This window comes from Candidatus Dactylopiibacterium carminicum (assembly GCF_014736495.1).
GTDB classification, from domain to species: domain Bacteria; phylum Pseudomonadota; class Gammaproteobacteria; order Burkholderiales; family Rhodocyclaceae; genus Uliginosibacterium; species Uliginosibacterium carminicum.
The window spans coordinates 59,385-82,596 of record NZ_MDUX01000004.1 but is presented as its reverse complement, the minus strand read 5'-3'; the positions used below and the strand labels follow the sequence as shown (position 1 = coordinate 82,596).

Annotated in this window: 21 protein-coding genes and 1 tRNA gene; 18 read left to right on the top strand and 4 right to left on the bottom strand. The window is 60.3% G+C overall.

Going from position 1 to position 23,212, the window contains the following annotated elements; genetic code table 11:
• Window positions 1-43 precede the first annotated feature (43 nt).
• Complete coding sequence (locus BGI27_RS02285; protein WP_095523294.1) at window positions 44-835, bottom strand: helix-turn-helix transcriptional regulator; 792 nt, start codon at window positions 833-835, stop codon at window positions 44-46.
• Between the two features lie 180 nt (window positions 836-1,015).
• Here BGI27_RS02285 and leuC point away from each other — a divergent pair, with 180 nt between their 5' ends.
• From leuC to BGI27_RS02200, 17 genes are all read left to right on the top strand, one after another.
• Window positions 1,016-2,419, top strand: a complete 1,404-nt coding sequence (gene leuC / locus BGI27_RS02280; protein ID WP_095523293.1) for a 3-isopropylmalate dehydratase large subunit — start codon at window positions 1,016-1,018, stop codon at window positions 2,417-2,419.
• A gap of 14 nt (window positions 2,420-2,433) precedes the next feature.
• Complete coding sequence (gene leuD / locus BGI27_RS02275) at window positions 2,434-3,072, top strand: 3-isopropylmalate dehydratase small subunit (RefSeq protein ID WP_095523292.1); 639 nt, start codon at window positions 2,434-2,436, stop codon at window positions 3,070-3,072.
• A gap of 107 nt (window positions 3,073-3,179) precedes the next feature.
• A complete protein-coding gene (gene leuB, locus BGI27_RS02270) occupies window positions 3,180-4,241 on the top strand; it encodes a 3-isopropylmalate dehydrogenase (protein WP_095523291.1) in 1,062 nt (353 codons plus the stop codon).
• Between the two features lie 221 nt (window positions 4,242-4,462).
• A complete protein-coding gene (gene asd / locus BGI27_RS02265) occupies window positions 4,463-5,590 on the top strand; it encodes an aspartate-semialdehyde dehydrogenase (RefSeq protein WP_095523290.1) in 1,128 nt (375 codons plus the stop codon).
• A 311-nt stretch (window positions 5,591-5,901) separates the two neighbouring features.
• Entirely contained in the window at window positions 5,902-8,649 is a 2,748-nt protein-coding gene (locus BGI27_RS02260; RefSeq protein WP_170942892.1) for a motility hub landmark protein FimV, read from the top strand.
• A gap of 13 nt (window positions 8,650-8,662) precedes the next feature.
• Window positions 8,663-9,268 carry an energy-coupling factor transporter transmembrane component T family protein gene (locus BGI27_RS02255; protein ID WP_095523288.1) on the top strand — a complete coding sequence of 202 codons (606 nt, stop codon included), beginning with the start codon at window positions 8,663-8,665 and terminating at the stop codon, window positions 9,266-9,268.
• Entirely contained in the window at window positions 9,262-10,062 is an 801-nt protein-coding gene (gene truA / locus BGI27_RS02250; protein ID WP_095523287.1) for a tRNA pseudouridine(38-40) synthase TruA, read from the top strand. Before BGI27_RS02255 ends, truA begins: the two co-directional genes overlap by 7 nt.
• Entirely contained in the window at window positions 10,062-10,703 is a 642-nt protein-coding gene (locus BGI27_RS02245) for a phosphoribosylanthranilate isomerase (RefSeq protein WP_095523286.1), read from the top strand. The genes truA and BGI27_RS02245 overlap by 1 nt, the downstream gene beginning before the upstream one ends.
• Entirely contained in the window at window positions 10,678-11,892 is a 1,215-nt protein-coding gene (gene trpB, locus BGI27_RS02240; protein ID WP_095523285.1) for a tryptophan synthase subunit beta, read from the top strand. The genes BGI27_RS02245 and trpB overlap by 26 nt, the downstream gene beginning before the upstream one ends.
• A 24-nt stretch (window positions 11,893-11,916) precedes the next feature.
• Window positions 11,917-12,720, top strand: a complete 804-nt coding sequence (trpA, locus tag BGI27_RS02235; RefSeq protein ID WP_095523284.1) for a tryptophan synthase subunit alpha — start codon at window positions 11,917-11,919, stop codon at window positions 12,718-12,720.
• 24 nt (window positions 12,721-12,744) lie between these two features.
• Window positions 12,745-13,614: an acetyl-CoA carboxylase, carboxyltransferase subunit beta gene (gene accD, locus BGI27_RS02230; RefSeq protein WP_095523283.1), complete on the top strand. Its 870-nt coding sequence runs from the start codon at window positions 12,745-12,747 to the stop codon at window positions 13,612-13,614.
• A gap of 3 nt (window positions 13,615-13,617) precedes the next feature.
• Entirely contained in the window at window positions 13,618-14,889 is a 1,272-nt protein-coding gene (gene folC / locus BGI27_RS02225; protein WP_095523282.1) for a bifunctional tetrahydrofolate synthase/dihydrofolate synthase, read from the top strand.
• Window positions 14,890-14,898: 9 nt separating this feature from the next.
• On the top strand, window positions 14,899-15,588 hold the full coding sequence (locus BGI27_RS02220) for an SPOR domain-containing protein (protein ID WP_095523281.1): 690 nt from the start codon (window positions 14,899-14,901) through the stop codon (window positions 15,586-15,588).
• Complete coding sequence (locus tag BGI27_RS02215) at window positions 15,585-16,076, top strand: CvpA family protein (protein ID WP_095523280.1); 492 nt, start codon at window positions 15,585-15,587, stop codon at window positions 16,074-16,076. Before BGI27_RS02220 ends, BGI27_RS02215 begins: the two co-directional genes overlap by 4 nt.
• Before the next feature lie 13 nt (window positions 16,077-16,089).
• The gene (gene purF / locus BGI27_RS02210) at window positions 16,090-17,613 is read left to right on the top strand and encodes an amidophosphoribosyltransferase (RefSeq protein WP_095523279.1); all 1,524 of its coding nucleotides are present in this window, start codon (window positions 16,090-16,092) and stop codon (window positions 17,611-17,613) included.
• A 48-nt stretch (window positions 17,614-17,661) separates the two neighbouring features.
• Window positions 17,662-17,738: transfer RNA gene (locus BGI27_RS02205), tRNA-Met, on the top strand.
• A 332-nt stretch (window positions 17,739-18,070) separates the two neighbouring features.
• A complete protein-coding gene (locus BGI27_RS02200; RefSeq protein WP_170942893.1) occupies window positions 18,071-20,197 on the top strand; it encodes a S9 family peptidase in 2,127 nt (708 codons plus the stop codon).
• Between the two features lie 52 nt (window positions 20,198-20,249).
• Here the strand turns inward: BGI27_RS02200 and BGI27_RS18415 are convergent, their stop codons facing one another.
• The 3 genes from BGI27_RS18415 to metC are packed head-to-tail and all read right to left on the bottom strand — an operon-like array spanning window position 20,250 to window position 22,507.
• A complete protein-coding gene (locus BGI27_RS18415; protein WP_239591083.1) occupies window positions 20,250-20,777 on the bottom strand; it encodes a threonine aldolase family protein in 528 nt (175 codons plus the stop codon).
• Window positions 20,732-21,292 (bottom strand): threonine aldolase family protein, encoded by a 561-nt coding sequence (locus tag BGI27_RS18410; RefSeq protein ID WP_239591084.1) that lies wholly within the window; start codon window positions 21,290-21,292, stop codon window positions 20,732-20,734. The genes BGI27_RS18415 and BGI27_RS18410 overlap by 46 nt, the downstream gene beginning before the upstream one ends.
• Before the next feature lie 21 nt (window positions 21,293-21,313).
• Window positions 21,314-22,507 carry a cystathionine beta-lyase gene (gene metC / locus BGI27_RS02190; RefSeq protein WP_095523277.1) on the bottom strand — a complete coding sequence of 398 codons (1,194 nt, stop codon included), beginning with the start codon at window positions 22,505-22,507 and terminating at the stop codon, window positions 21,314-21,316.
• A 135-nt stretch (window positions 22,508-22,642) separates the two neighbouring features.
• Here metC and BGI27_RS02185 point away from each other — a divergent pair, with 135 nt between their 5' ends.
• Complete coding sequence (locus tag BGI27_RS02185; RefSeq protein WP_095523276.1) at window positions 22,643-23,104, top strand: Lrp/AsnC family transcriptional regulator; 462 nt, start codon at window positions 22,643-22,645, stop codon at window positions 23,102-23,104.
• The last annotated feature ends 108 nt before the right edge of the window (window positions 23,105-23,212 follow it).

Genomic DNA, 23,212 nt, shown 5'->3' with positions numbered 1-23,212 from the left:
ATGGGCGGCGTGACCATACCCGGCGGTCAGGGCAAGCGCTGCATCAACGCGCAGGGCGCAGCATCACCAGTTTCAGATGCTCATGCTCGACAGGACGCAGCGTGACCTGTTGATAATGGATCAGGCCGCGCTGTGAATGCAGGAAACCGCGCTCGCCGCCCTGACGCTCCAGCACGTCATGCTGCTTCCAGAATCGTTTGAAATCGCTACTGCCTTCGTTGAGTTCGTTCACCAGATGGAGCAGGGCAGGTTCATCCAGACGACTGCGGCAGTCCGCGCGGAATTCGGCGCTGATGCGGCGGGCGCGGGTCTCCCAGTCGACCAGGAACTGTCGGGTGTCAGGGCGGAGGAAGACGAAGCGGAGCATATTCGGCAAGGCGTCGCCCGATGCTCGAGGCTGGTCCAGCCAGCCTGCGAAAAGGGCTGTCGCCGCTGCATTCCAGCCGAGCAGATCCCAATACCGGCCCATCAGATAGGCAGGCACATCGATATCGTTCAATAGCTGGATGAGGATGGGCGGTGCTGCATCCTCTTCGGGCTGGCTGTCCTGTGGGTCACGGCGATCCGCCATCTCGAAGAGGTAGGCCCGTTCCGAGCGAGTCAGCCGCAGACTGCGCGCCAAACGATCGAGCACGTCGGCCGAAACGTTGACCTCGCGGCCTTGTTCCAGCCATGTATACCAGGTGGGGCTGATGGCGATCAGTTGCGCGACCTCCTCACGACGTAGCCCCGGAGTCCGTCGCCGGCTGCCGGCGGCAAAACCAAAATCGGCAGGTTGGCTGCGGGTGCGCAGCACCTGCAGGAATTCACCAAGTTCCTTGCGGCGGGCGTCCATTGGATGATCGTGAGACAGAGGAGAGGCGACAGGGATCAGGCTGTTAGTTTTTATACCAGTATAAGTGCTTGTCTTGTTCGGGTATAGATCGCTGACTATTATCCGCGTCACCAACCCGGGTACAGACCCGGAACCCAGATTTGCGCTGGTGATCCAGCGCCCAGGCAAGGAGTGATTCGAATGGCCAAGACGCTTTACGACAAGCTGTGGGATTCCCACGTTGTCCGCCAGGAAGAGGACGGTACCTGTCTTCTCTACATCGACCGCCACCTCATGCATGAGGTGACCAGCCCCCAGGCTTTCGAAGGGCTGCGTCTGGCCGGCCGTAAGGCCTGGCGCAACACTTCAATCGTGGCGGTGCCTGACCACAACACGCCGACCAACCATTGGGACCGCGATATCGAAGATCCGATCTCCAAGACCCAGGTCGACACGCTGGATGCGAATATCAAGGAATTCGGTTCGCTGATCTACTTCCCGTTCAAGCACAAGAACCAGGGCATCATTCACGTGATCGCCCCGGAAAACGGTGCAACCCTGCCGGGGATGACGGTGGTGTGCGGCGACAGCCATACCGCCACGCATGGTGCTTTTGGCGCGCTGGCCCATGGCATCGGCACCTCCGAAGTCGAGCATGTGCTGGCGACCCAGACCCTGGTGCAGAAGAAATCCAAGGCGATGCTGATCAAGGTCGAAGGTCAGGTTGGCCCTGGCGTGACCGCCAAGGACATCGCATTGGCTGTCATCGGCAAGATCGGCACTGCTGGCGGCACGGGCTACTGTGTGGAATTCGCGGGCTCCGCGATCCGTGCGTTGTCCATGGAAGGCCGCATGACGGTCTGCAACCTTGCCATCGAGGCCGGCGCCCGCGCAGGCATCATCGCCGTCGATGACATTACTGTCTCCTATCTTGAAGGCCGCGAGCATGCGCCCAAGGGTGAGCAATGGAGCCGTGCCGTCGAGTACTGGAAGACACTGCATTCCGACGAAGGTGCGAAGTTCGATGCCGTCGTCGAACTGAAGGCCGAAGCGATCGAGCCACAGGTCACCTGGGGCACGTCTCCCGAGCAGGTGTTGTCGGTGGGCAGCCGTGTACCCAACCCCGCCAACGAAGCTGACCCCGTCAAGCGCGCGAGCTACGAGCGTGCATTGCAGTACATGGGTTTGACGGCCGACCAGCCGATCACCGAGATCGCGATCGACAAGGTCTTCATCGGCTCCTGTACCAACAGCCGTATCGAGGATATGCGTGCCGCAGCTGCCGTGGCCAAAGGCAAGAAGGTGGCTTCGAACGTCAAGCTCGCACTGGTGGTGCCTGGCTCCGGTATCGTCAAGCGTCAGGCTGAGGCAGAAGGGCTGGACAAGATCTTCATCGAAGCCGGCTTCGAATGGCGCGAGCCTGGCTGCTCGATGTGTCTGGCCATGAACGCCGACCGCCTCTCTCCGGGCGAGCGCTGTGCCTCCACCTCCAACCGCAACTTCGAAGGCCGTCAGGGGCCCGGCGGCCGTACCCACCTCGTGAGCCCGGCCATGGCCGCTGCCGCTGCGATCGCCGGTCACTTCGTTGACATCCGTCAGGCCTGATTGAGGAGAAGAACATGAAAGCCTTTACCCGTCTCAACGGCCTCGTATGTCCGCTGGATCGTGCCAACGTCGATACCGATGCCATCATCCCCAAGCAGTTCCTGAAGTCGATCAAGCGCAGCGGCTTCGGCCCCTACCTGTTCGATGAGTGGCGCTACACCAACTACGGCGAGCCGGGAATGGACTGCACGAATCGCCCGAAGAATCCCGATTTCGTGCTCAACCAGCCGCGCTATCAGGGCGCGCAGGTACTGATTGCTCGCGACAACTTCGGTTGCGGCTCCTCGCGCGAGCATGCACCTTGGGCTATCGAGGACTACGGTTTCCGCGTGATCATTGCGCCTTCGTTCGCCGATATCTTCTTCAGCAACTGCTACAAGAACGCCATCCTGCCCATCGTGGCGGATGCCGGGACGGTCGATCGTCTGTTCAAGGAATGCGAAGCGGCCGAAGGCTACACGCTGGATGTGGATCTGGAAGCACAGACCGTGACCACGCCGTCCGGCTTCTCCTTCAAGTTCGATATCACCGAACATCGCAAGTACTGCCTGCTCAATGGGCTGGACGACATCGGCTTGACGCTGAAGCATGCCGATGAGATCCGTGCCTTCGAAACCAGGCACAAGGCGGCACAGCCCTGGCTGTTTGCCTGAAGCGGAGTAGATGTAGAGTGGGTTGGGCCCGCAGGCCGTAACCCACCGATCGACAAACACAACTGGCGGATTACGCCTTCGGCCAATCCGCCCTGCGAGGAAACGAAATGAAGATCTGTGTTCTGCCCGGTGACGGCATCGGCCCTGAAATCATGGCCGAGGCCCTGCGTGTGCTGGAAGTGTTCCGTGGCGAAGGCATGAAGCTGGAGTTTGAAGAAGCCCTGCTGGGGGGCGGTGCGGTGGATGCCACTGGTTCGCCTTATCCGGAGGCCACGCAAAAGGTGGCGCGCGAAGCCGATGCCGTGCTGTTGGGCGCTGTCGGCGGGCCGAAGTGGGATGCGCTGCCGCGTCCGCAACGCCCTGAACGTGGTCTGCTCGGCATCCGCAAGGATCTGAACCTGTTTGCCAACCTGCGTCCCGCAATCCTTTATCCAGAGTTGGCCAATGCGTCCACACTGAAGCCCGAAGTCGTGGCGGGTCTGGATATCCTGATCGTGCGCGAGCTGACCGGTTGCATCTACTTCGGCGAGCCGCGTGGCATCACCACCGAGGATGGCAAGCGCGTGGGCCGCAACACCATGGTCTACAACGAGGATGAAATCCGCCGTATCGGTCATGTGGCCTTCCAGGCTGCGCAGAAGCGTGCGAAGCGCGTCTGTTCCATCGACAAGATGAACGTGCTGGAAACCACTCAGCTGTGGCGTGACGTGATGATCGAGGTGTCGAAAAACTATCCGGACGTCGAGCTCTCGCACATGCTGGTCGACAACGCCGCGATGCAGCTGGTGCGCGCGCCCAAGCAATTCGACGTGATGGTTACCGGCAACATGTTCGGCGACATTCTGTCCGACGAAGCCTCGATGCTCACGGGCTCCATCGGCATGCTGCCCTCGGCTTCGCTGGATGCCAACAACAAGGGTCTATACGAGCCCTCCCACGGCTCCGCCCCCGACATCGCCGGCAAGGGTGTTGCCAACCCGTTGGCAACCATCCTTTCTGCTGCCATGATGTTGCGCTACAGCTTCAACAATGAGGCTTCTGCCCTGCGGATCGAGAATGCCGTCAAGAAGGTGCTGGCCTCCGGCCTGCGTACCGGCGACATCTGGGAAGAGGGCACCAAGCGCGTTGGTACGCGCGAAATGGGCGACGCGGTGATCGCGGCCCTGTAAGGATTGACATGCAACGGATGCTTCAACAAGGCGAACATTCTCGCTCCTGCACTGCAGGCGCGGGTATTCGCACGTCCGTTGCCATGACTGCAATCCTCACTACCACCAAGAAAACCACCAAAACCACCACGGTTTAGTCCTGTCACGCCGCTTTGTGTCTCCGCGGCGGCGGAGACAGGCTAAAAAGTGAGCGGGGACGGTTCTGGCAAAAGGTAATCAACATGAAGCGAGTAGGTATTGTCGGCTGGCGCGGTATGGTCGGCTCGGTGCTCATGCAGCGTATGCGTGAGGAGAATGATTTCGCCCTGATCGATCCCGTGTTCTTCACCACCTCCAATGTGGGCGGCAGGGGGCCTGACATCGGTCGCGATACCGAAGCGCTGAAGGATGCCAAATCGCTTGCCGATCTGGCAAAGATGGACGTGATCATCACCTGCCAGGGCGGTGACTACACGAATGAAATCTTTCCTCAGTTGCGCGCGGTCGGCTGGCAGGGCTATTGGATCGATGCCGCGTCCAGCCTGCGCATGAAGGACGATGCGATCATCGTGCTCGATCCGGTCAACAAGAACGTGATCCAGGATGGCCTTGTACGCGGTGTGAAGAACTACATCGGCGGCAACTGTACGGTCAGCCTGATGCTGATGGGGCTTGGCGGTCTGTTCCAGAATGACATGGTGGAGTGGGCTACCTCCATGACCTATCAGGCGGCTTCCGGTGCTGGCGCGCAAAACATGCGCGAGTTGATCGCGCAGATGGGCAAGATCCACGCGTCAGTGGCCGATCTGCTGGCTGATCCGGCTTCCGCGATCCTCGAAATCGATCGCAAGGTGGCCGAAACCATGCGTTCCCCTGAAATGCCTGTGCAGAATTTCCGCGGCGTACCGCTCGCCGGCAGTCTGATCCCCTGGATCGATGTGCCCTACGAGCACGGCCAGAGCAAGGAGGAATGGAAGGGCGGTGCTGAATGCAACAAGATCCTCGGCAAACAGGCGTTCCGCAGCGCCGGCTCGGTGCCCATCGACGGTCTGTGTGTGCGTATCGGCGCAATGCGCTGTCATAGCCAGGCGCTGACAATCAAACTGCGCCAGGATGTGCCGCTGGATGAAATCTCCGAAATCCTGGCTGCAGCCAATGATTGGGTGCGTGTGATTCCGAACGAGCGCGAAAGAAGCGAGCGCGAACTGTCTCCGAACGCCGTCACTGGGCACCTGCATGTGCCCGTTGGTCGCCTGCACAAGATGGCTATGGGCGGGGAATACCTCGCAGCGTTTACAGTAGGCGACCAACTCCTGTGGGGAGCTGCGGAGCCGCTGCGCCGCATGCTGAGGATCCTGCTGGAGTCCTGAAGCTCCGTCAGAAAATGAAACGCCTTCGCTTCGTTTCGCAGACTTTTGAAACGTAAGTGCTTTTTCGATTCGGCGGTGTCGCATTGGCGACCCGCCGTTATTTTTTGCGAAGAGCGTCTTGAAACGGGCGTGTTTTCAGGCTTGTGTATATGACTATTGGGACGAATGAAAACCCTCGCCCAATGGGGAAATACTCAGGATTTAGGTGAGCTTGCGGCGATAAATCATTGATGTTATTTTGATCTTACATCTCTAACTTCAAGAGACGGTGGCTGCCTGCATGCACCGTGCGTATAGACATGGAAACTCCGATGCTTCGTAAAACGCTTGTTGCAGCAATGATGCTGGCTTTCTGGGGGAGCGCCGGCGCAGCCGGTCTGGGCCGCATCTCTGTTATGAGTTCGCTTGGTCAGCCATTGCGTGCCGAGGTGGAATTGACGGCCAACGTGGACGAGCTTGAGACCATGACAGCGCGTATGGCGTCGCCTGATGCATTCAAGCGGGCGAATATGGAATACGTTGCTTTGCTGGGCGGCATCAAGATGAGCATCGAGCGGCGCAGTGCCAGGCCAGTAATCCTGTTGACCTCTGACCGGTCCATCAACGAACCATTTGTAGGTTTGCTGCTTGATTTGAATTGGGCGGGAGGGCGTCTGCTGCGGGAATATACATTCCTGCTCGATCCTGCTGAGCTGTCCGGTCCGCGCGGCGTACCGTCCGCTGTCGAACCGATCTCAACACCTCTGGAATCCCGTAGTGCATCGCGCCCGGCGCCGGCGCCCGGCAGAGCAGCCCAGGCCCCATTGGCCGTTGCCAAGCCGGTAGCGGAACCGCGCCCGACGTCCTCCGAAGCGGCAAGCTCCGATGCGTATACCGTGCAGCGTGGCGATACGCTTTATCGCATCGCGGATCGCCTGAAATCCGGCGAAGTGAGCCAGGAGCAGATGATGGCAGCGTTGTACCGTGCAAATGCGGATGCATTTGCCGGCGGCGATGCCAACAGGATTCACGCTGGCCGTATTCTGAAGGTGCCGCAGCAGACGGAAGCGCAACAGATTTCCCGTGCGGAAGCGCGCAAGATCGTTTTTCGCGCTACCAACTTCGAGCAATATCGGCAGGGGGTGGCGGCCAGTGTTGCCAATGCGCCCGCACGGGATGCAGGGACACAGGCCGCCAGCGGCCGCATCGCACCTCGAGTGGAGGGCGATGCTCCTGCCAGCACTCAGCCTCGTGACCAGGTCCGGGTAACCTCCAGTGAGGCGCCTCGTGCTGCAGCAGCAGAAGGCGCCGCTACCAAGGCACGCCTGGATGCTCTGACGGATGAGCTGGCGGCCCGGGATCGGGCGCTCAAGGAAGCGAACGAGCGCCGCGTCCAATTGGAGAACAACGTCAAGGAGCTTCAGAAGCTGCTTGAATTGCAGAACGAAAGCCTGGCCAAGATGCAGGCGTCAGCAGCCGAGACGGGCAAGGCCGCTGAGCCACCCAAGGCCCACGCGGAGCAGGCTTCCGCGCCGGTTGCTGCAGAGGCTTCTCCTGCCGGGACTGCCGTAGAACAGGCTCCAGTGATTGAATCCGTGGAGCAAGCCTCGGCGCCGGTCGAGGAGCCGAAGCCGGCGCCAGTGGCCAAGGAACCTCGTCCTGCCGCCCGTCCGGTTCCGCCACCTCCGCCAGAAGACGACGGTCTGCTGCGCAATCTCTGGGCTTTGCTCGGCCTTGCTGTTGCCGGAGCCTTGACCTGCTACGTCGTCATCAAGCAGCGCCGCAGGCGTGCTGCAGCCGGAACGGGCAACACTTTGCTGACAGAGGTGTCCACTACCACCAGCCCTAATTCTGTGTTCGGTTCCGCAGGTGGGCAGGTCGTAGATACAGGTGGCACCAGCCTGTTGCATACAGATTTTAGCCAGTCCGGCATCTCCGCGATTGACGCGGATGAGGGGGTTGATCCTGTCGCCGAGGCAGATGTATACATGGCTTATGGACGTGACGCTCAGGCTGAGGAGATCCTGCTTGATGCCATCAAGAATGATCCTTCGCGAGCAGCAGTCTATGTCAAGCTGCTGGAAATCTATGCCCAGCGTCGTTCCCTGAAGCAGTTTGAAAACGTAGCCACGGATCTGTATGCCCAGACGAATGGCCAGGGTGACGACTGGGCCAAGGCAGCCGCGCTTGGCGCACGTTTGGATCCGCAGAATCCGTTGTACAAATCAGGTCAGGGAGAAGCCGCAGCGCAGGCGCCGGTAATTCCGGATGTTCCGGAGGAACTGTCGGAGCCGGCGACGCCTGCCGTCAGTTTCGGTACGGATAATGTTTCCCAGGTCTGCGCGACCTGGACCGTTCCAGGAGATATCAGCCAGTTCAATGATGGTGCACCTGCGGCAGACGAGCGGAATTCGGCTGCAGTGGTACCCGAAGCGCTGAATCTGGATTTCAATCTCGACCTGGATACGCCTTCTAGTGAAGATCTTCCGACGCAGATGGAGTCCCGTGACCCTCCGTCGGTGCCGAAGCCCGTAGTCGATCTGGCGGAGGATCCTGAATCTCAGGTAACGACACAGGGAGCGGGAGCTCCGCTGGAGTTCGATATCGGTTTCGATGAACCTGAACTGCAACCTGCTCCTGTGCATAAACCGGCGCCTCAACCCGCGCCCGCGCCGGTTGTTGAGCAGGCTGCGCCTGCGGAATTCGATCTGGGTCTGGAGTCCGCTAGTGACAGGGCCCCACTGGCAGAGGTCGACCTGGAGAAGACCAATTTTGATGGCAGTCTGCTGGATTTCGATTTCGAACTGGGTGAGGAGACCAATATCAAACCGACCATTGACCTTTCAGGTGTCAATCTTGGCGAGGCTGAACCGATTGAGGTGCCGCGGGCGCCGGTAGAGCCGATTCAGGACGATATTGACCTGAATGACGAAGTCTCCACCAAGCTGGAATTGGCCCGTGCCTATGAGGAGATGGGTGATGTCGAAGGCGCGCGCGAACTGCTCGAAGAAGTGATTGCGGACGGCGGGGAGAACCAGCGTCAGCAAGCTCAAGGTATCCTTGCACGATTGGGAGCATGAGTCCGGGCTGAATATGATCAGAAGTCTGCATCCGGCCGTCCATGTGACGGCCGGTTTTTTTTTGATTCTGGCGATCCAGTGGCTGCCTTTGCCTGCGCTGCTTGGCGTGAGCGCTCTGGCAGTGGCTTTAGCGTTGGTATGTGCCAGGGCGTCGTTTGTGCGCGTTGCACGACGTCTGCGCTGGATATTCCTTGCACTGTTGCTGCTGTTCGCCTGGCAAGGGCCTGGCCGTTTGTTGCTGCCCAGTCTGGGGGACTGGAGTCCCACGTTTGAGGGGATGCTGATCTTTGCCGAGCACGGCTTGCGTCTGCTGGTTGTCGTGGCCTGCATAGCGATCCTGTTGGCGTTTCTCACGCGCGAGGCCTGGGTGGACAGTCTTCATGCTTTGTTGCGCCCGTTCGAGCGTTTCGGCGCGTCACCTCATAGGTTTGCAGTGCGCTTGGCCTTGGTTCTGGACTATTGCGACCAGGCACGCCTGGACTGGCGCCAGTTCCTGCATGAAGCCGACGCAGCGCCAAAGGCAGAGGCGTTTTCCATGAAGCTCAGGGCACTGACCGTACGTGATCGGGTGGCGATCGTGCTTTTGTGTGCCTTCTTTGCCGGATTTCTGACGTGGTGAGGATTGCGCTCTGCCTTGAATACTGTGGCAGCGGTTTCGAAGGCTGGCAGACCCAGCCTCACGGCCGCACGGTGCAGGATGCGCTGGAGCCTGCGCTGGCTGCGATCGCAGGTGAACCTGTCGCCACGGTCTGTGCCGGGCGTACGGATACGGGAGTGCATGCCTCGACACAGGTGGTGCATTTCGATACAACAGCCAACAGGCCGTTGTCAGCCTGGGTCAGAGGCGTGAATACCCATTTGCCTGCGGGCGTGGTGGTCACCTGGGCTCAAGAGGTGGCCGAGGATTTTCATGCACGTTTTTCCGCCTTGTCGAGGCGTTACCGCTATGTGCTGCTCAATCGGCCCATGCGCAGTGCGTTGCTGCATGGGCGTGTGGGCTGGCATCACGCAGCACTGGATGTCGAGGCTATGCATGCTGCCTGCGCGTTTCTGCCGGGGATTCACGATTTCTCCGCTTTCCGCGCCGCACAGTGCCAGGCTGCGTCGCCAGTGCGTGATCTGCGTGTGGCACAGGTTGAGCGGCGCGGAGAGTGGATTCTGTTCGATTTCGAGGCCAATGCCTTTCTGCACCATATGATTCGCAATCTGGTCGGCGCGCTGGTGGATATCGGCAAGGGCGGACATTCCCCTGGCTGGATCCAGGAGTTGCTGGCGATGCGTGACCGTCGCCTGGCTCCGCCGACGTTTTCTCCGGATGGTCTGTATCTGGCCGGTGTGCACTATCCGGATCGCTGGAATCTGCCCGATCAAGGCCGTATCATCGCGCCCCTGTTCCTGCCCGGCGAAGGCTGATCATGCGTACCCGAATCAAGATTTGTGGCCTGACACGGCCTGAAGATGTACGCGATGCCGTGGCTGCCGGCGCAGATGCAATCGGCTTCGTGTTTTACCCGCCCAGTCCGCGCAGCGTGAGCGTAGAGCAGGCGCAGGCGCTCATAAGCCTTCTGCCGCCCTTTGTGACTTCGGTGGGCTTATTCGTCAACGAGGAGCCTGCAAGGGTGCGCGAAGTGCTGGATGCCGTGCCGTTGGGGCTTTTGCAGTTTCATGGCGATGAGGACGACGCCTATGGCGCAGCCTTTGGACGCCCCTGGATGAAGGCCGCGCGGGTGAGGGCGGGCTTCGATCTGGTAAACTACGCCGCCCGTTTTCCGAGAGCCTGCGCCATTCTTGCCGACGCTTGGGTGGATGGTTACGGCGGTGGCGGGGAAGTCTTTGACTGGAGCCTGCTGCCCTCCGGGTTTTCGAAGCCGCTGGTGCTGGCGGGTGGCCTGACGCCTGCCAATGTGGCTGCCGCCGTGGAGCGGGTACGGCCCTGGGCCGTGGATGTCAGCAGTGGCGTGGAGATCGCCAAGGGCATCAAGGCTTGCGCCCTGATGGAAGCTTTTGTTGCTGGAGTACGTGAAGCCGATGGCCGCAAACAATCAGCCGTATGAACTGCCGGACGAGCATGGTCACTTTGGTCAGTTCGGTGGCATCTATGTCGCAGAAACCCTGATCCCCGCGCTCGATGAGTTGCGCGAGGAGTATCAAAGGGCCATGAAGGATCCGGCCTTTCTGGCCGAGTTCGAATACGAGCTCAAGCACTATGTCGGTCGTCCCAGCCCTCTGTATCACGCCAGGCGTTGGTCGGATGAGCTTGGTGGTGCGCAGATCTACCTCAAGCGTGAAGACCTCAACCATACCGGGGCACACAAGATAAACAACACCATCGGCCAGGCGCTGTTGGCCCGCCGTATGGGCAAGAAGCGCGTGATCGCGGAAACCGGCGCCGGTCAGCACGGCGTAGCCTCGGCGACGGTTGCTGCCCGTTACGGGCTCGAATGCGTGGTCTACATGGGCGCAGAAGATGTTGCCCGCCAGGCGCCAAACGTATTTCGCATGAAATTGCTCGGCGCTTCCGTGGTCGCCGTGGAAAGTGGTTCGCGGACGCTTAAGGATGCGATGAACGAAGCGATGCGTGACTGGGTGACCAATGTTGACAGCACGTATTACATCATTGGTACCTGCGCAGGCCCGCACCCCTATCCGCAGCTGGTGCGCGATTTTCAGTCCGTGATCGGCGAGGAATGCAAGGTCCAGTGCGCGGAGCAGATAGGCCGCCAGCCGGATGCGGTCGTCGCCTGCGTGGGGGGAGGCTCCAATGCTATTGGTATCTTTTACCCGTATATCGATGTGCCGGGCGTACGCCTGATCGGTGTTGAAGCCGGCGGGAATGGCGTCGAAACCGGTCGTCACGCAGCACCGCTGACCAGCAATGCCCGCCCCGGAGTGCTCCACGGTCAACGCGTGAACCTGATGCAGGACGAGAATGGGCAGATCGTCGATACCCATTCGATTTCCGCCGGTCTCGATTATCCTGGCGTCGGCCCGGAGCATTGCTATTTGAACGAGATCGGGCGCGCGGAATACGTTGCCATCAACGATGACGAAGCGCTCACGGCTTTCCATGATCTTTGCCGCTACGAAGGCATCATCCCCGCGCTCGAATCCAGCCACGCGCTGGCGCATGGCGCCAAGATGGCCAGTCAGATGAGCCGCGATCAGATCATCGTGATCAATCTTTCCGGACGAGGGGACAAGGACATTCCGACCATCGCCCGCCTGGACGGCATCGTCCTCTAAGGTCATCCAACCCAGAATCCGATCATGTCCCGTATCCAGAACGCATTCACCCGTCTGAAGGCCGCCGGTCAGCAGGCGTTGATTCCCTACATTACCGCCGGAGATCCGCATCCCGGCGCAACGGTTTCACTGATGCACGCGCTCGTCGCGGGCGGGGCGGACATCATCGAACTGGGTGTGCCCTTCACCGATCCGTCGGCGGATGGTCCGGTGATCCAGCGAGCTGCCGAACGGGCGCTGGCCCATGGCGTGAGCTTGCGTCAGATCATCACGATGGTGGCTGAATTCCGCAAGGCCGATTCCGATACGCCTGTGGTGCTGATGGGCTATGCCAACCCTGTCGAAGCGATGGGTTATGAAGCCTTTGCCAAGGCGGCCAGCGCTGCCGGTATCGACGGATTGCTCACGGTGGATCTGCCGCCCGAGGAGGCTATTGATCGTGTTGCCATCCTCAAGCGTTACGGTATCGATCCGATCTTCCTGCTCGCGCTCACCACGCCGCCTGCGCGCGCACGCGCGGTTGCGGAGCTGGCCGCAGGCTATGTTTACTATGTCTCCCTGAAGGGGGTTACCGGCGCGGCCAACCTGGATGTCGGCAGCGTCGCGACCAAGCTGGCCGAGTTGCGCCAGTACATTCCCTTGCCCATTGGCGTGGGCTTCGGGATCCGCGATGCAGCGTCCGCACGTGCCGTGGCGGCGGTGGCCGATGCCGTGGTGATCGGCTCGCGCATCGTGCAGGAGTTTGAAGCGGGCGAATCCGGTCTTGCCGGACGTCTGACGGATTTTGTCGCCGGCGTGCGCAGCGCGATGAACGCGCCCCGTGCCTGAACCCATTGCTCGAGAGGTAATCCCATGAGTTGGCTGACCAAACTGCTGCCACCCAAGATCAAGCGTGACCAGCCTGCGCGCAAATCGATCCCGGAAGGCCTGTGGATCAAGTGCGATGCCTGCGAGGCCGTACTCTATCGTTCCGATCTCGAAGCCAGTCAGCATGTCTGCCCGAAGTGCGGCCATCACAAGCGTATCCGGGCGCGTGCCCGGCTTGATCTGTTGCTGGATGCCGAAGGACGTTTCGAGATCGGCTCCGAAGTAGTTCCGGTCGATCCGCTGAAGTTCCGGGACAGCAAGAAATATGTGGATCGTCTCGCCGCCGCCAGTGAGGACACTGGCGAGACCGATGCGCTGGTCGTCGTCCAGGGAGCGATCAAGACCGTACCGTTAGTGGTCGCCGTATTCGAGTTCGATTTCCAGGGCGGCTCCATGGGCTCGGTGGTCGGTGAGCGTTTCGTGCGTGGTGTGAATGCGGCGGTCGAGCAGGGGTTGCCGTTCGTGTGCTTTACCGCCACGGGGGGCGCACGCATGCAGGAGGGCCTTTTCTCCCTGATGCAAATGGCCAAGACCACGGCCGCGATCACGCGTCTTTCCGCCAAAAAGCTACCTTTCATCACCGTGCTGACCGATCCGACCATGGGTGGCGTCTCTGCCAGCTTCGCCTTTATGGGCGACGTGGTAATGGCCGAGCGTGGAGCACTGATCGGTTTTGCCGGCCCACGCGTGATCGAGCAGACCGTGCGCGAGAAGCTGCCAGAAGGTTTCCAGCGTTCGGAATTCCTGCTCGAGAAAGGCGCTGTCGACATGGTGGTCGACCGCCGCGAGTTGCGTGACCAGTTGGCGCAGACGCTGACCTTGCTCTCCCGCCAACCTGCCGTGACCAGCGCCTGACTCATGCCCGCAGTCTTCGCCACGCTGGATGCCTGGCTGGCGTATATCGAATCGCAGCACAGCCGGCCGATCGATCTCGGGCTGGAGCGTGTGGTCAAGGTTCGCGATGCGTTGGGGGCTGTGACCTCCGCTAGAGTGATCACGGTCGGTGGTACCAATGGCAAGGGGTCGACCTGTGCCATGCTGGAGGCCATTCTGCGCGCAGCCGGTTACCGTGTCGGTGTCTATTCCTCGCCTCATCTGTTGCGCTACAACGAGCGTGTGCGTGTGGAGGGGATGGAGGTCGGAGACGAGGCGCTGTGCACTGCATTTGCGGCTGTGGAGGCTGCGCGCGGTGATACATCGCTGACCTATTTCGAGTACGGCACGCTGGCCGCCTGGTGGCTCTTCTGCCAGCAGGGGCTGGATGTGATCGTCCTGGAAGTCGGCCTTGGCGGGCGGCTGGATGCGGTCAATGCCATCGAGCCCGATTGCAGCATCGTTACCGGCGTGGCGCTGGATCACATGGATTACCTGGGAGATACGCGGGAAAAAATCGGTTTCGAAAAATCCGGCATCTTCCGTGCAGAAAAGCCCGCGGTTTGTGGCGATCCCAATCCTCCCCAAAGCCTGCTTGAGCACGCACGCGCCATCGGGGCACAGCTCTGGGTGCAGGGGCGAGATTTTGGCTACTCAGGCGACAAGACGCAGTGGAACTATCGCGGCCGTGCCCAGAACCGGCATAGCCTGGCCTATCCAGCCCTGCGGGGGGCCAACCAGTTGCTCAACGCCGCTACCGTACTGGCAGCGCTCGAAAGTCTTCAGGCCTGTCTGCCGGTCTCGATGCAGGCTGTACGCGAGGGACTGATGCACGTCGAGATTCCGGCGCGCTTCCAGATACTGCCCGGCAAGCCGCCAGTCGTCCTCGATGTGGCACACAATCCACAGGCTGCCGGCGTGCTGGCCGAGAATCTTCTCAGCATGGGGTTCTACCGTGAAACCTGGGCTGTTTGCGGCATGTTGAGCGATAAGGATATTGCCGGAACGCTGCGGCATCTGCTGCCCCGTATCGATCACTGGCTGCTTTGCGACCTGCAAGGACCGCGGGCAGCTACAGCCTCAATGCTCAAGGACGTGCTTCGAGGCGCTGGCTGCCAGGCCGAGATCGTCTGTCTGGATTCACCTGCCGGGGCGCTGCAAGTTGCACGGGAGCGGGCAGGTGAGGGTGATAGAATCGTGGCCTTCGGTTCCTTCCTGACCGTGGCTGGCGTGATGCAGGCGCTGGCCGTGAAGTGAGCGTTTCCCATGGCTGAGAATGATGTCCAGCTCGATCTGAAGAAGCGTGCCCGACGCCGCTTGGTGGGTGCCATTGCATTGGCGCTGCTGGCAGCCATCGTGTTGCCGATGGTGATGGATAGCGAGCCCTTGCCAGGCAGCCAGGATCTGTCCATCCGGATTCCTGCGAAGGATCAGGACATGCTGGCATTGCGACCTTCCGACAAGGCTCCGGCACCTCAGCCGCCGCAACTGCCGCAAGTGGGGCAGGAGGTCGCGCCTGCGCCGATCGAGGCTGATCCGGAAGAGCTGCCTGCTACGCGCACCCCGTCACCATCTGTACCATCGGTTTCTCCATCTGTAGCGTCCGCCTCAAGCAGCATCCGCCGTCCCGAGCGGAGTGTGGCAAGCAGTAGCGCACCGGCCAGAAACACAAACGAAGCCGCGCGTGCACGCCAGATCCTTGAAGGCGCCGGCGGGAATGCGCCTGCTGCCGTAGCGAACGGGCGTTTCTTTGTGCAGCTGGGCCTTTATCGGGAAGAAGCCAACGCGAAAGGCGTGCTGACGAAAGCACGCGAGGCCGGCATCAAGGCAAGCAGCGAGCGACAAGGCGGGCAATTCCGCGTGATTGCTGGGCCTTTTGCAACGCGTGGCGAGGCCGACGGCATTCTGGCCAAGGTACGCAAGGCGGGGCTGAGTGGTTTCGTGACCAGCAAGTGAACGCCTTTGATCTGATCTTCCTGGTGCTGATGCTGTTGAGCATTGCCGTGGGACTCTGGCGTGGCCTGATCAGCGAAGTGTTTGCCTTACTCGGCCTGTTTGTAGCTTTGTTTGCCGCCTGGGAACTGGCCTGGTTCTGCGTGCCTCTGATGAGCGCTCTCAGGATTGCTGACTGGTTGCAGTGGCCTCTGGCCTTCCTGGTGGTTTTCATGCTCGTGCTGCTGTTGCTGGGGCTGCTTCGCTTCCTTTTGCGCGGCCTGCTCAGCATTGCCGGCTTGAGTCCGATGGATAGAGGGCTGGGTGCATTGTTTGGCGCCGCCCGTGGCCTGCTACTTGCCGTTCTGGCTGTGGCAGTTGCCGGGATGACTGATTTGCCGCGAGAGCCTTGGTGGAAGACAGCCAAGCTCGCGCCGCCGCTGGAGACGGCAGTGATCGCTGCCAAACCCTGGCTCCCGCCGGAGCTGGGGAAACGTATCAAGTATCGATGACAGGTGAAACGGTATGTGCGGAATCATAGGTGTCGTGGCGACAAGCCCCGTGAATCAGTTGCTCTACGACGGATTGCAGGTTCTGCAGCACCGCGGTCAGGATGCGGCCGGTATCGCGACGGCAGAGGGCGGACGGTTCCACATGCACAAGGGCTCTGGCCTAGCAAGCGAAGTATTTCGCACGCGCAACATGCGTAATCTGCAAGGCAACTGGGGGATTGCGCACTGTCGCTATCCGACGGCCGGCTCGGCCTTCAATTCCGCAGAAGCCCAGCCCTTCTATGTGAATTCGCCGTTCGGCTTGATGTTGGCCCACAACGGCAATCTGACCAATTCCGACGCGCTCAAGCGCGAGATGTATCTCGCGGATCTGCGCCACATGAACACCAATTCCGATTCGGAAGTGCTGCTCAATGTGCTCGCACATGAGCTGCAGGTAGCTTCCAATGGCCGTTTCCAGCTGGATGAAGACACTATCTTCCGTGCTGTGGCGGGGACCCACAAACGTGCCCGTGGCGCCTATGCGGCGGTTGTGATGATTGCCGGTTATGGTTTGCTGGCTTTCCGCGACCCCAACGGGATCCGCCCGCTTATTCTGGGCAAGAATGAAACGCCGGCCGGCGTCGATTACATGGTGGCTTCCGAATCGGTGGCGCTGGATGTGCTCGGTTTCAAGATCGTGCGCGATATCGCGCCGGGTGAGGCTGTACTGGTGGATACCCATGGCAAGCTGTCCACCCGATCCTGTGCAGCAGCTGCACCCTATGCGCCATGCATGTTCGAGTATGTCTACCTGGCTCGCCCGGACTCCATCATCGACGGTATCTCCGTCTATGAAAGCCGCGTGAAGATGGGGGTCTATCTGGCCGAGAAGATCCGTCGTGATTTTTCCCATCTGAAGATCGATGTGGTCATCCCGATTCCGGATTCGTCACGTTCGGCCGCGATGGAGCTTGCCAGCTGCCTGGGGTTGCCGTACCGCGAAGGCTTCGTGAAGAACCGCTATATCGGACGCACCTTCATCATGCCCGGGCAGTCGGTCCGCAAGAAGTCCGTGCGCCAGAAGCTCAATGCCATGCACCAGGAATTCGCGGGCAAGAACGTACTGTTGGTAGATGATTCCATCGTGCGTGGCACGACCAGCCGCGAGATCATCAACATGGCGCGTGAAGCCGGGGCGACCAATGTGTACATGGCATCGGCCGCGCCACCCGTGCGCTACGCGAACGTTTACGGGATCGACATGCCCAGCCGGAGCGAACTGATCGGTGCTTTCCGTAATGAGGCCGAAGTTGGTGTCGAAATCGGAGCAGATGCACTGATCTATCAGGATCTGGCAGACCTGAAGCGCGCAGTTGGCTCCTTGAATCCCACCGTGGAGCGTTTTGAATGCTCCTGTTTCGACGGCGACTACGTGACCGGCGATGTGACTGCAGACTATCTGGACAGGGTGGAGGGGAGTCGCGGTGCGGCCAGCAAGGCCGCTGATGAGGACGCCGAACAGCTGGACCTGAATCTTATGGCCGGTCAAAGCTGATCTTCCTTGACAGGACGACGGCTGTCAGCCATACTCTTTCCTCTCTGACGCGGGGTGGAGCAGTCTGGCAGCTCGTCGGGCTCATAACCCGAAGGTCACAGGTTCAAATCCTGTCCCCGCAACCAAATCCTTCAGCAAAAGGCCCAACTTCGGTTGGGCCTTTTGCTTTGCGGCATCCATTTCATGGCAGGCGCCGGATGACAGACTCTTCGAGTCTGATCGCCTCCGTTTCAGGTGCTGGGCTGTCACTTTTCCCGTCTTGTTTCACAACAGGAGCAAGTGCCCTCAATGGGCTTTTCCTGATGGAACGAGAATGCGGTCACTCCGGTATGGTCTGTTTTTATGCTGCCTGTTTTCTTGTTTGCCTGCTTTGGCCAGTGAAGGGCTGGCGAATGGGGCGGATTTGCTGTCAGCCTACCAGCGGGCCTTTCAACTGCCGGGAAAATGGCGTCAGGCCGTGAAAGGACTGTCCTTCGAGCCCGTCTGGATCGATTCCAGCAGGTTCTGGTTTCGCTCCGAGGAAGATGAAGGTTTCCGGTATGTGCTGATCGATGTGCGTGCCGCAACACGTACCCCGGTCTTTGATCACGTACGTCTGGCTGCACAACTTGCAGAGCAGATCGGGCAAGTCGTGGATGAGGGGGCTTTCAATTTCCCTCATTTCTCTCTCGCGCCGGATTTGTCGACGATGGATTTCATCTTTGCTGATCGTCTCTGGCATTATGACCTGGCATCTGGCGTGCTGAATCTGCGTGGCCCGGCTGTGGCCACTCCGGGTTACTGGGGTAACGAAGAAGAGGAAAGAGGGCGGATCGAAGTTCCTTCGCTCGATGGGCGCAAGGTGGCCTGGGTCGAGGGCTGGAACCTGAAACTGCTCGATGCGGCAAGTGGTCAGATCACGACGCTCAGCCAGGATGGTTCGGCCGAACACTACTATTCCAACCGTCTGATCTGGTCTCCGGACTCGCAACATATTGCGGCAGCGCGTATTACCTTGCCGGCCGAAAGGTCGCTGTTGTTGCTCGAATCGACGCCTCGGGAGGGCGGTCTGCCTCGGTTGCAGACACGTCATTACCCACGTGCCGGTGATCCGGTGATCCAGCGGGAGCCCCGCATCTTTGGCATTGACGGCAAGGTACTCGAGGCTGATCCGGCGCTGTTTCCCGATCCGTATCGTCTCGACGGCTTTCGCTGGAACCGGCGCGGTGATGTCCTGAGCTTCGATTATGCAGACCGGGCCTACCAGCTCTACCGCGTGCTGGGCATGTCCGCCAGCGATGGTCGCGTGTGGTCTCAGGTGGAAGAGCGCAGCGATACCTACATCAACCTGCCACGGATCTACCGCTTTGATCTGGCAGATGATCGCCACATGCTGTGGGCGAGTGAGCGGGACGGGTATAACCATCTGTATCTGTATGAGCGTGTTTCCGGACGGAAGATCCGCCAGATCACGCATGGCCTCTGGTATGTGCGCGATGTCCTGCGTGTCGATGAGCTGCGACGCGAAATCGTCTTCTCCGCGAATGGCGTGAATCCGGCCGAGGATCCCTATCTGATCCGGTATTACAGGATCGGCTTCGATGGCAAGGATATGCGGGATATCACACCCGCGCCGGGCATGCATTCGGCCTGGCTTTCACCCGATGGCCGTTATCTGCTGGATCGCTGGTCCACGCTTTCCTTGCCACCACAAACCGCGGTACGTGATGCCCTGACAGGCGAAGTGCTCATGCCGGTCGAGCGTGTGGATGATCGCACCTTGAAAACCTTGGGGTGGTCGGCTCCCGAGCCCTTTGTAGCCAAGGGGCGGGATGGTGTAACGGATATTTGGGGCGTGATCATCCGTCCATCCGATTTCGATCCCTCACGCGTCTATCCCGTGATCGAGTGCATCTACGCGAGTCCTGGCGGGCAATTCGTGCCTAAGCGCTTCATGCCGGATCACTGGCCGATGACGGCAATGGCCGAGCTGGGTTTCATCGTCGTGCAGATCGATGGCATGGGCACTTCCTTCCGCTCACGCAGCTTCGAGAATGTGATCTGGAAAAACCTGGCCGATAGCGGCCTGTCGGATCGCATCGCGTGGATCAAGGCCGCGGCGCAGACCCGTCCCTGGATGGACATTTCGCGCGTCGGCATCTTTGGTGCTTCCGCCGGGGGCCACAGCGCCATGGCTGCCGTGCTGCACCATCCCGAGTTCTACAAGGCGGCTTTCGCCGCAGCCGGCAGTCATGACAACCGGTTGGACAAACGCTGGTGGAACGAGCAATGGATGGGTTATCCGGTAGGGCCCGGGTATGCCGCCTCATCGAACGTCGACAATGCCTGGCGTCTGACCCGACCGCTCATGTTGCTGGTCGGTGAGCTGGACGATAACGTCGATCCGGCCTCCACGTTACGCGTAGCAGATGCATTGATCCGCGCAAAGAAGGATTTCGAACTGGTCTTCATGCCCGGCGTGGGGCATACCCTGGGAGGGTCGTATGGTGACCACAAGCGCTATGACTTCTTCGTCCGTACGCTCATGGGGCGGTCGCCTCCGAACTGGCAACTGCTCGAAGATCAAGGCCGGCCCAGCCCCTGAACGACGTTGCAGAACCGGGCGGGGCGGCCCGGTGCATCAAAAGGCGAACGGTTCAGGCCGCGTAGCGGAAGGTGCGGGCCGTTGCCAGCAGCGCGTCCACATCCGCTTCGGTGGTAGCCCAGGAGCATACGAAACGTGCACCGCCATTGCCGATGAAGCGATAGAACACCCATCCCGCATCGTTCAGGTGCTTGCTCAGGTCAGCAGGCAACTGGGCGAACACTGCGTTGGACTGCACCGGTGCGACCAGGCTGACGCCTTCAAGCGCTGCCAGACCTCTGCCCAGGCGGTCCGCCATCTCGTTGGCATGCGTGCAGTGGCGCAGCCATGCGTCATCGGTCAGCATGCCGATCCAGGGGGCGGTGAGATAGCGCATCTTCGAGGCAAGCTGGCCGGCCTGTTTGCAGCGATAGTCGAAATCTGCCGCCAGCGCCTTGTTGAAGAAGACGATGGCTTCCCCTATCGGCATTCCCATCTTGGTGCCACCGAACGACAGCACATCCACACCGGCTTTCCAGGTCAACGCTGCAGGTTTCACACCCAGATGCGCGCAGGCGTTCCCGAATCGGGCGCCATCCATGTGCAGATGCAGACCGTGTCGTGTCGTGTCGTTTCCGCATGGATGGCTGCAAGCTCTCCAGGGGTATAGACGGTGCCCAGCTCCGTACTCTGCGTAAGCGAAACAACCTTGGGCTTCGGGTAGTGGATGTCGGCCCGTCGCGTCACTACACGAGCAATCTCCTGCGGTGCGAGCTTTCCTTGCTCTCCGCCTGCCAGAAGCAGTTTGGTGCCATTGGAGAAAAACTCCGGGGCACCGCATTCGTCCGTTTCCACGTGGGCAAGCTCGTGACAGATCACGGAGTGGTAACTTTGGCAGAGGGACGCCAGCGACAGCGCATTGGCTGCGGTGCCATTGAATACGAAAAAAACCTCGCAATCGTATTCAAAGGTATTGCGGATGGCGTCCGAAGCTTGCTGCGTCCAGCGATCCTGGCCGTAAGAGGGGTGAAAGCCCTCGTTGGCCCCGAGCAGTGCTTGCAAGGCTTCAGGGCAAACGGGGGCTGTGTTGTCGCTGGCAAAGGCGTAGTGATTCATGGCGTGATTCTTCCTCGGGATTCAGGCTGCGTCGCGCCGATCCCTTGTGATCCTCGCGGAGGCGCTGTCGAGCGCGCCGAGCATGTCGGCAAGCAGCTCTTCGCCATCCTCCAGACCGGCGTGTACGCGGATCAGTGTACCTTGATGCGGCCAGGCGGATGCCGTGCGTTTGGGGCGCCCGACAGGCAGTGCAAGGCTTTCGAAGCCTCCCCAGGAAAGCCCGATGCCGAAGTGCCGCAAGGCACCGAAGAAGCACGACAGCACCTGCGGCGATTCACTGTCGAGCACAAAGGCGAAGAGCCCGCTGGCTCCCAGGAAGTCACGCTTCCACAAGGCGTGCCCAGGGTCATTCTGCAGCGCGGGGTGCAAGACACGGACAACGGCCGGATGATCCCCGAGTGCAGTTGCCAGCGCGATGCCGTTTTCCTGGTGCTGACGCAGGCGTACGCCCAGCGTTCGCAGACCGCGCAAGGCCAGATTCACATCCTCCGGGCCGGCTGTTTCGCCGAAGAGCGGCAGGCGCTTGCCCAGCGCTTCCCAGGCATGTTCATTGCATGTCACGGTGCCGAGCAGGGCGTCCGAGTGGCCCAGGATGTATTTGGTGGCCGCCTGGATGGAAATGTCCGCGCCACGGGTGAAAGGTTTGAAGAACAGCGGCGAGGCCCAGGAGTTGTCGATGGCGAGCAATGAGCCAGCGGCATGGACGGCCTGCGCGATGGCGGGCACGTCACAGACCTCGAAACTCAACGAACCGGGGGACTCCAGGAAGACCAGCCGTGTCTGTGGGCGCAGCAAGGAGGCAATGCTGGCCCCCAGCAGAGGATCGAAGTACTCGACGTCGACGCCCAGCCGGCTGAGCATGCCATCGGCAAAGCTACGCGTGGGCCCGTACACATTGTCCGTGATCAGAACGTGATCGCCACTGCCCAGCACACCCATCAGCGTGTGTGTGCAAGCAGACAGGCCCGAGGGGAAAACCTGGCAGCGATATCCGCCTTCCAGTCCGGCGATGGCTTCCTCGAAGGCGCGGATGGTCGGCGAGCCGAATCGTCCGTAGTTGCCATAGGGATTGCCGGTCTGCTTGGCGGCTTCCCACGATTCGTAGCTTTCGGCCAGGATGGTGGAGCCACGGAAGAGGGGCGGGTTTACATAGCCTGCGTAGGCTGCCGGGTTGCGTCCGGTCTGGATGAGCAGGGTGTCTTGAGAGTGCGACATGGGCTTTCCTGTCGGAGAAAACTGAAGGAATAGCGTAGATCCACGGCGGGAGAAAAAAATGGACAATTTCCCTGTTATTTCTGTCTTTGTCGAAATATATTTCGATTTTATTGGTTTTTATTGGATTGTTTTTTTATGGACAAGTTTGATGTCGCAATTCTTTCTCGTCTTCAGGCTGACTGCTCGATATCGCTCAACGATCTGGCAGAGGCCGTGAAACTGGGCGCCACGGCTTGCTGGCGCCGCGTGCAGAAACTGGAGGAGGCGGGTTACATCCGTGGGCGTGTGGCCGTTCTGGATCGCAAGAAGCTCAATGTCGGTGTTTCGGTGTTCGTCTCCGTGAGTACCAATCAGCACAACCTGCAGTGGATCGAATCCTTTCACGAAGTGGTGGCGGACATCCCGGAGATCGTCGAGGTCTACCGTATGGCGGGCGAAACCGACTACCTGATGCGCGTCGTGGTGCCGGACATCGAGGCCTACGATGGTGTGTACAAGCGGTTGATCCAAGTGTCCGGCCTCACGGACGTCAGCTCGGCCTTTGCCATGGAGCAGATCAAGTACACCACCGAGCTGCCGCTCAAGTATGTGAAATAGGCGTGGTGTTTTTTCCTGTCATCGCGCTGTCACTTTTCCTCCTGCGTTTCACATACGGGCTGAAGGCAAGACCTTCCCGACAAATGAAACGTGACGCAGGAGAAGCAT

Coding starts and splice junctions, on each gene's coding strand:
- BGI27_RS02285 (WP_095523294.1), bottom strand. CDS start 835: ATGGACGCCCGCCGCAAGGAACTTGGTGAATTCCTGCAGGTGCTGCGC.
- leuC (WP_095523293.1), top strand. CDS start 1,016: ATGGCCAAGACGCTTTACGACAAGCTGTGGGATTCCCACGTTGTCCGC.
- leuD (WP_095523292.1), top strand. CDS start 2,434: ATGAAAGCCTTTACCCGTCTCAACGGCCTCGTATGTCCGCTGGATCGT.
- leuB (WP_095523291.1), top strand. CDS start 3,180: ATGAAGATCTGTGTTCTGCCCGGTGACGGCATCGGCCCTGAAATCATG.
- asd (WP_095523290.1), top strand. CDS start 4,463: ATGAAGCGAGTAGGTATTGTCGGCTGGCGCGGTATGGTCGGCTCGGTG.
- BGI27_RS02260 (WP_170942892.1), top strand. CDS start 5,902: ATGCTTCGTAAAACGCTTGTTGCAGCAATGATGCTGGCTTTCTGGGGG.
- BGI27_RS02255 (WP_095523288.1), top strand. CDS start 8,663: ATGATCAGAAGTCTGCATCCGGCCGTCCATGTGACGGCCGGTTTTTTT.
- trpB (WP_095523285.1), top strand. CDS start 10,678: ATGGCCGCAAACAATCAGCCGTATGAACTGCCGGACGAGCATGGTCAC.
- trpA (WP_095523284.1), top strand. CDS start 11,917: ATGTCCCGTATCCAGAACGCATTCACCCGTCTGAAGGCCGCCGGTCAG.
- accD (WP_095523283.1), top strand. CDS start 12,745: ATGAGTTGGCTGACCAAACTGCTGCCACCCAAGATCAAGCGTGACCAG.
- folC (WP_095523282.1), top strand. CDS start 13,618: ATGCCCGCAGTCTTCGCCACGCTGGATGCCTGGCTGGCGTATATCGAA.
- BGI27_RS02220 (WP_095523281.1), top strand. CDS start 14,899: ATGGCTGAGAATGATGTCCAGCTCGATCTGAAGAAGCGTGCCCGACGC.
- purF (WP_095523279.1), top strand. CDS start 16,090: ATGTGCGGAATCATAGGTGTCGTGGCGACAAGCCCCGTGAATCAGTTG.
- BGI27_RS18415 (WP_239591083.1), bottom strand. CDS start 20,777: ATGGATGGCGCCCGATTCGGGAACGCCTGCGCGCATCTGGGTGTGAAA.
- BGI27_RS18410 (WP_239591084.1), bottom strand. CDS start 21,292: ATGAATCACTACGCCTTTGCCAGCGACAACACAGCCCCCGTTTGCCCT.
- metC (WP_095523277.1), bottom strand. CDS start 22,507: ATGTCGCACTCTCAAGACACCCTGCTCATCCAGACCGGACGCAACCCG.
- BGI27_RS02185 (WP_095523276.1), top strand. CDS start 22,643: ATGGACAAGTTTGATGTCGCAATTCTTTCTCGTCTTCAGGCTGACTGC.